The sequence below is a fragment of the Thauera sp. genome, assembly GCF_034003485.1.
Classification (GTDB): domain Bacteria; phylum Pseudomonadota; class Gammaproteobacteria; order Burkholderiales; family Rhodocyclaceae; genus Thauera.
Map to the genome: position 1 here is coordinate 1 of NZ_JAVEYL010000068.1, position 6583 is coordinate 6583.

At 64.8% G+C, this 6583-nt stretch carries 5 protein-coding genes and 1 pseudogene; 5 read left to right on the forward strand and 1 reads right to left on the reverse strand.

The features are described 5' to 3' along the window. Nucleotides 1–46: 46 nt before the first annotated feature. The 3 genes from clpA to aceA all read left to right on the forward strand — a co-directional run bounded on the left by clpA (nt 47) and on the right by aceA (nt 4605). Nucleotides 47–2320 (forward strand): ATP-dependent Clp protease ATP-binding subunit ClpA, encoded by a 2274-nt coding sequence (gene clpA / locus RBT54_RS17935; RefSeq protein ID WP_004258844.1) that lies wholly within the window; start codon nt 47–49, stop codon nt 2318–2320. A 144-nt stretch (nt 2321–2464) separates the two neighbouring features. Next, entirely contained in the window at nt 2465–2944 is a 480-nt protein-coding gene (gene rraA / locus RBT54_RS17940; protein ID WP_048708550.1) for a ribonuclease E activity regulator RraA, read from the forward strand. A 347-nt stretch (nt 2945–3291) separates the two neighbouring features. Further along, nucleotides 3292–4605 (forward strand): isocitrate lyase, encoded by a 1314-nt coding sequence (aceA, locus tag RBT54_RS17945; protein WP_004258851.1) that lies wholly within the window; start codon nt 3292–3294, stop codon nt 4603–4605. A 97-nt stretch (nt 4606–4702) separates the two neighbouring features. Here the strand turns inward: aceA and RBT54_RS17950 are convergent, their stop codons facing one another. Next, nucleotides 4703–5263, reverse strand: a complete 561-nt coding sequence (locus tag RBT54_RS17950; protein WP_320368370.1) for a Spy/CpxP family protein refolding chaperone — start codon at nt 5261–5263, stop codon at nt 4703–4705. A 196-nt stretch (nt 5264–5459) separates the two neighbouring features. Here RBT54_RS17950 and RBT54_RS17955 point away from each other — a divergent pair, with 196 nt between their 5' ends. Both RBT54_RS17955 and RBT54_RS17960 read left to right on the forward strand, forming a co-directional pair. Next, nucleotides 5460–6221: a response regulator gene (locus RBT54_RS17955; protein WP_004258855.1), complete on the forward strand. Its 762-nt coding sequence runs from the start codon at nt 5460–5462 to the stop codon at nt 6219–6221. Continuing rightward, nucleotides 6218–6583 (forward strand): annotated as a pseudogene (locus RBT54_RS17960) (two-component sensor histidine kinase); the annotation flags it as partial. The gene RBT54_RS17955 and the pseudogene RBT54_RS17960, both read left to right, overlap by 4 nt.

The window sequence follows — 6583 nt, forward strand, 5'->3', positions numbered from 1 at the left end:
TCGTCAGCATCAACATCCGCTGGCATGCGTGATGGAGGAAAACTGAATGATCGCGCAAGAGCTTGAAGTGAGCCTGCACATGGCTTTCGTGGAGGCACGTCAGAAACGACACGAGTTCATCACCGTTGAGCATCTGCTGCTCGCGCTGCTGGACAACCCGTCGGCCGCCGAGGTCTTGCGCGCCTGCGGCGCCGAGATCGATGAGTTGCGTCGCGAACTGACCAATTTCATCAACGAACACACACCGCGCATCGAAGGCAGCGACGAGATCGACACGCAGCCTACGCTCGGCTTCCAGCGTGTGATCCAGCGCGCGATCCTGCACGTCCAGTCCTCGGGCAAGAAGGAAGTGACCGGTGCCAACGTCCTCGTCGCGATCTTTGGCGAGAAGGACTCGCACGCGGTCTATTACCTGCAGCGCCAGAACATTTCCCGCCTCGACGTCGTCAACTTCATCTCGCACGGCATTGCCAAGGCGCCGCCGCAGGGTGGTGCCTCGCAAAGCCGAAGCGAGTCCGAACAGGGCGAGCAGGAGTCCGACGAGAAGCAGGCCGGCGGCGCGCTCGAGAGCTACACGCAGAACCTGAACCAGCAAGCCCTGGTCGGCAAGATCGACCCGCTGATCGGGCGCGAGAAGGAAGTCGAGCGGGTCATCCAGACCCTGTGCCGCCGGCGCAAGAACAATCCCCTGCTCGTGGGCGAGGCCGGTGTCGGCAAGACCGCAATTGCCGAAGGTCTCGCGCGCCGTATCGTCGAGGGCCGGGTGCCCGAGATTCTCGAGAACGCGCAGGTCTTCGCCCTCGACATGGGCGCCCTGCTCGCCGGCACCAAGTATCGGGGCGACTTCGAGCAGCGTCTGAAGGCGGTGCTGAAGCAGCTCACCGAGAACCCGAACGCGATCCTCTTCATCGACGAGATCCACACCTTGATCGGCGCGGGCGCGGCCTCGGGCGGCACGCTGGATGCTTCCAACCTGCTCAAGCCTGCGCTGTCCTCGGGCCAGCTGAAGTGCATTGGCGCGACCACCTACAACGAGTTCCGCCAGATCTTCGAGAAGGACCACGCGCTGTCGCGGCGCTTCCAGAAGATCGACGTGGTCGAGCCGTCGGTGGCCGAGACGGTCGAGATCCTCAAGGGCCTCAAGAGCCGCTTCGAGGAGCATCACGGCATCAAGTACTCGAGCTCTGCGCTGTCGAGCGCAGCCGAGCTGTCCGCCAAGTACATCAACGACCGCCACCTTCCGGACAAGGCGATCGACGTCATCGACGAAGCCGGCGCAGCGCAGCGCATCCTGCCGAAGTCGAAGCAGAAGAAGACCATCGGCCGCAACGAGATCGAGGAGATCGTCGCCAAGATCGCCCGCATCCCGCCGCGCACCGTGTCGAACGACGACAAGGCCGCGCTGAAGACGCTGGAGCGCGACCTCAAGAACGTGGTGTTCGGTCAGAACGCCGCGATCGAGGCACTGGCCAAGGCGATCAAGATGTCGCGCTCGGGTCTCGGCAATCCGCAGAAACCCATCGGCTCCTTCCTGTTCTCGGGGCCGACCGGTGTCGGCAAGACCGAGGTCGCCCGCCAGCTCGCCTACACGCTGGGCATCGAGCTGGTGCGCTTCGACATGTCCGAGTACATGGAGCGTCACGCGGTGAGCCGGCTGATCGGCGCCCCGCCGGGCTATGTCGGCTTCGACCAGGGCGGCCTGCTGACCGAGCAGATCACCAAGAAGCCACACTGCGTGCTGCTGCTCGACGAGATCGAGAAGGCCCACCCGGACATCTACAACATCCTGCTGCAGGTGATGGATCACGGCACGCTGACCGACAACAACGGCCGCCAGGCGGATTTCCGCAACGTGATCATCATCATGACGACCAACGCGGGCGCCGAGACCATGCAGAAGTCGGTCATGGGCTTCTCCGCCAAGCGTGAAAGCGGCGACGAGATGGCCGACATCAAGCGCATGTTCACGCCGGAGTTCCGCAACCGCCTGGATGCGACGATCTCGTTCAAGGCGCTCGACAACGAGGTCATCCTGCGCGTGGTGGACAAGTTCCTGATGCAGCTCGAAGCCCAGTTGCACGAGAAGAAGGTGGAGGCGCACTTCACCGACGATCTCAAGGCCTGGCTGGCCGAGAAGGGCTTCGATCCGCTGATGGGCGCCCGCCCCATGGCACGCCTCATCCAGGACACCATCCGATCGGCGCTGGCGGACGAGTTGCTGTTCGGGCGCCTGGTGAATGGCGGCAAGGTGACCATCGATCTGGACGAAGACGACAAGGTCAAGCTGGTGTTCGAGGAAGCCGCGGCCGAAACCGTCTGAACGGCCGGGCGGATCACGAGAGCGCACCCTGCGGGGTGCGCTTTTTTTGCGCCTGGCGGCCGCCACGAAGTCCGCATCACTCGACTATCATGCCCGCAGACCGGACTTGCCGGCCCGCAATCCATCCCGAGACGAGGAACAGACATGAACATCCAGACAGCCGACCTGTGCGACGCCCACGAGGACAAGGTCAGCGTCGTCAGCCCCATGTTCGGCAGCTACGGCGGTCGCAGCAGCTTCGGCGGCCCGATCAGCACGCTGAAGATCTTCGAGGACAACTCCTTCGTACGCAAAGCCGTCGAGTCCGCCGGTAACGGCCGCGTGCTGGTGATCGACGGCGGGGCTTCGATGCGCTGCGCCCTGGTCGGCGACCAGCTCGCCGAGCTGGCGGTCAGGAACGGCTGGGCCGGGATCGTCGTTTACGGCTGCATCCGTGACTCGAAGGCGATCGGCGAGATGGACCTCGGCGTGTTCGCCCTCGGCACTCACCCGCGCAAGACGGTCAAGCGCAACGTGGGCGAGGTCGATGTCCCCGTCACTTTCGGCGGCGTCACCTTCCGACCCGGGCACTATGTGTATGCAGACGAGGACGGCGTCATCGTCGCCGAGCATCCGCTCGTCTGAGTCTCCGTGGCAAGGTGCCGCCCGGTCGCCCGAAGCCGGTCGGCCGGGCGTCGAGCACGCACCCATGCCGGCGCACCGCAGCGCAGCAAACCCCAGCGCCCGATTCGTTTCACAAAGCTCATTGCCGTTTCATACTGCAAAACGCAGTGCTCAAGGCACTGTTTTTTTTGAACAAGATTTTTTCTTATATCTTATATAAGACCTATTGCTGCTGCGCAGGATGCCTCCTATACTGCATCCCATCTGCAACGCTTTTCTCCCTCGAAAACGTTGCGGCAGGAACACCGCGACGGATGCCTGAACCGGCCGCGATGGTTGACACCCTTCTGCACTGAAAAGGAAGCATCATGACCCTGACCCGCGAACAGCAAATCGCCGCTCTGGAAAAAGACTGGGCCGAGAACACCCGTTGGAAAGGCATCAAGCGCGGCTACTCCGCCGCCGACGTCGTTCGCCTGCGCGGCAGCCTGCAGCCCGAGTACACCCTGGCCCAGCGCGGCGCGAAGCTGCTGTGGGAGCGTGTCAATGGCGGCGCCAAGAAGGGTTATGTGAACGCCTTCGGCGCGATCACCGCCGGTCAGGCGATGCAGCAGGCCAAGGCTGGCCTCGAGGCCGTGTATCTGTCCGGCTGGCAGGTCGCCGCCGACGGCAACACCTCCGAGACCATGTACCCGGACCAGTCGCTGTACGCCTACGACTCGGTGCCGACCATGGTTCGCCGCATCAACAACACCTTCAAGCGCGCCGACGAGATCCAGTGGTCGCGTGGCATCAACCCGGGCGACAAGGAATTCATCGACTACTTCCTGCCGATCGTCGCCGACGCTGAAGCCGGTTTCGGCGGCGTGCTGAACGCCTTCGAGCTGATGAAGAACATGATCGCCGCCGGTGCCGCCGGTGTGCACTTCGAAGACCAGCTGGCGGCAGTGAAGAAGTGCGGCCACATGGGTGGCAAGGTGCTGGTGCCGACCCAGGAAGCGATCGAGAAGCTGATCTCGGCCCGCTTCGCTGCCGACGTCATGGGCGTGCCGACCCTGATCCTGGCCCGTACCGACGCTGAAGCCGCCAACCTGATCACCTCGGACCACGACGCCAACGACAAGCCCTTCCTGACCGGCGAGCGCACTCAGGAAGGCTTCTACCGCGTCAAGAACGGCCTGGAGCAGGCCATCAGCCGCGGCGTCGCCTACGCGCCCTACGCCGACCTGGTGTGGTGCGAGACGGGCACCCCGGACCTGGGCTTCGCCCGCGAGTTCGCGCAGGCCGTCCATGCCGCCTGCCCGGGCAAGCTGCTGTCCTACAACTGCTCGCCGTCCTTCAACTGGAAGAAGAACCTGGACGACGCGACCATCGCCAAGTTCCAGGACGAGCTGTCGGCGCTGGGCTACAAGTACCAGTTCATCACCCTGGCCGGCATCCACGTCAATTGGTTCAACACCTTCAAGTTCGCGCACGCCTATGCCCGCGGCGAAGGCATGAAGCACTACGTCGAGATGGTCCAGGAGCCGGAATTCGCCGCACGTGAAATGGGCTACACCTTCGTGTCGCACCAGCAGGAAGTCGGCGCCGGCTACTTCGACGACGTGACCACCGTGATCCAGGGCGGTTCGTCCTCGGTCAAGGCGCTGACCGGTTCGACCGAAGAAGAGCAGTTCCACTAAGAGACTGCGCCCCGCATAAACGGGGGAGGAGACAAGAGGCCATCCCTCGGGATGGCCTCTCTTCGTTCACCGGAACTGAACGGATCCGCGCAAGCCCTCAGCCGCGTCCCGATCCCATTCCGCCATGGCGCGGGCCGTCGCCCATGCCATCCCGCATGCCGCGCTCGCCCTTCGAGCCGCGCGGCCCCATCCTCTGGAACTCGGCATCGAACACGGTCTTCTGCGCATCGCTCAGCGTCGCATAGAAACGTCCGACCGACTCCCGCGCCTCGGCCAACTCGACCGCACGCTGCTTGCTCATCTCCTCCATGGCCGCCATGCGTTCGAGCGCCGTCTTCGGCTGCACCGTTCCGCGCCGTTCGGCCATTGCCGTCGCCATGCGCTCACCGCGCGCCTTCATGTCTGCCTTGAAGGCCTCGAACGCGGGTTTCTGCTCGGGACTCAGCGCCAGCGCAAGCTCGAGACGGGCCATGTGCAGTTCAGAACGTTCGGCCATCTTCGCCTTCATCTGCTCCGGCGCCATCTTCGACCAGCCCGTCTTGCCACCACGCGCGCCCCCACCGTCGCACTGGCCGCCCCACGCAAGCGCAGCGCTCGTTCCAAGGGCACCGGTGGCGATGACGGCGGCGGCGATCGAAGACTTGATCCAGGTTTTCATGATGTTCTCCATTTGGGTCTGCTGTTTCCGGCACCCGACGATTCGGGCGACGGACCCATTACAGCACCGCGATGTAAGCGCGATTTGTCCCGCACCGGCCGTATTGCAGCGTCTTGTCACAGACCACGGGTTTGATACGGTGGGATACAAACACCGCAGCCGCCAGCCTTAAGATGCGCGCCATGGAGACCGTGCGATGAACCACCAAGACCACATCCTGATCGTCGACGATGACCGCGACATCCGCAGCCTGCTCGCGGACTACCTCGAGAAGCAGGGCCTGCGCTGCAGCACCGCGGCCGACGGCCGCGAGATGAAGGGCGTACTCGAGCAACACCGCATCGACCTGATCGTGCTCGACATCATGATGCCGGGCGACGACGGCCTGACCCTGTGCCGCAACCTGCGCGCGGCGGGCGGGCAGCTGGCGAACACCCCCATCCTGATGCTCACGGCGCGCGGCGAGGACATGGACCGCATTCTCGGCCTGGAGATGGGCGCCGACGACTACCTGACCAAACCCTTCGTGCCGCGCGAACTCTATGCGCGCATCCGCGCGGTGTTGCGCCGTACCCGCGCCCTGCCGCCCAACCTGGAGGCGACCCCGCCCGCCAACGCGCGCGAACTGCATTTCGCCAACTGGCGCCTCGACACCGTCAATCGGCACCTGATCGACACCCGCAACACGGTCGTCGCCCTGTCCGGCGCCGAGTACCGGATGCTCTCGGTCTTCCTTTCGCACCCGCAGAAGGTACTGTCCCGCGACCAGTTGATGGAGCTCACCCAGGGGCGCGAGGCGGACGTTTTCGACCGTTCGATCGATCTTCAGGTCAGCCGCCTGCGCCAACGGCTCGGCGACAACGCACGCGAGCCGGCCATCATCAAGACCGTGCGCAACGAGGGCTACGTGCTGGCTGCCGAGGTCAGCACGGCCGCCGGCGGACCGGAGGCCGCGTGAGGATGCCATGGCCCCGCAGCCTGTTCTCGCGCCTGATGCTCATCTGGCTCGTCGGCATTGCCATCGTACTGGCGGTGAGCTTCGCGCTCTTCGTCGGTGAGCGCGAGCGCGTCGGGCGCGCCGCGCTGTTCGAAGGCGTGGCGCAGGAGATCGCGGCCACCGCCGACGTGCTCGACCGGCTGACGCCCGCCGAACGCGAACGCTGGATCGACGAACTCGGCCGCCGCCGGCTGCGCTTGTCGCTGCGCCCCATCCCGGAACACCTGCGCCCCGTGCCGGACGGGCACCCGCTCGGGTCCGCGATGCGCGCCGCGATGCCCGAGCGCGAAACCAGAATTCACCTCCATCACCGCAGCGGTGCG

What these genes read in the sequence shown, in the direction of transcription:
- clpA (WP_004258844.1), top strand. Translation starts at nt 47, where the DNA reads ATGATCGCGCAAGAGCTTGAAGTGAGCCTGCACATGGCTTTCGTGGAG.
- rraA (WP_048708550.1), top strand. Translation starts at nt 2,465, where the DNA reads ATGAACATCCAGACAGCCGACCTGTGCGACGCCCACGAGGACAAGGTC.
- aceA (WP_004258851.1), top strand. Translation starts at nt 3,292, where the DNA reads ATGACCCTGACCCGCGAACAGCAAATCGCCGCTCTGGAAAAAGACTGG.
- RBT54_RS17950 (WP_320368370.1), bottom strand. Translation starts at nt 5,263, where the DNA reads ATGAAAACCTGGATCAAGTCTTCGATCGCCGCCGCCGTCATCGCCACC.
- RBT54_RS17955 (WP_004258855.1), top strand. Translation starts at nt 5,460, where the DNA reads ATGAACCACCAAGACCACATCCTGATCGTCGACGATGACCGCGACATC.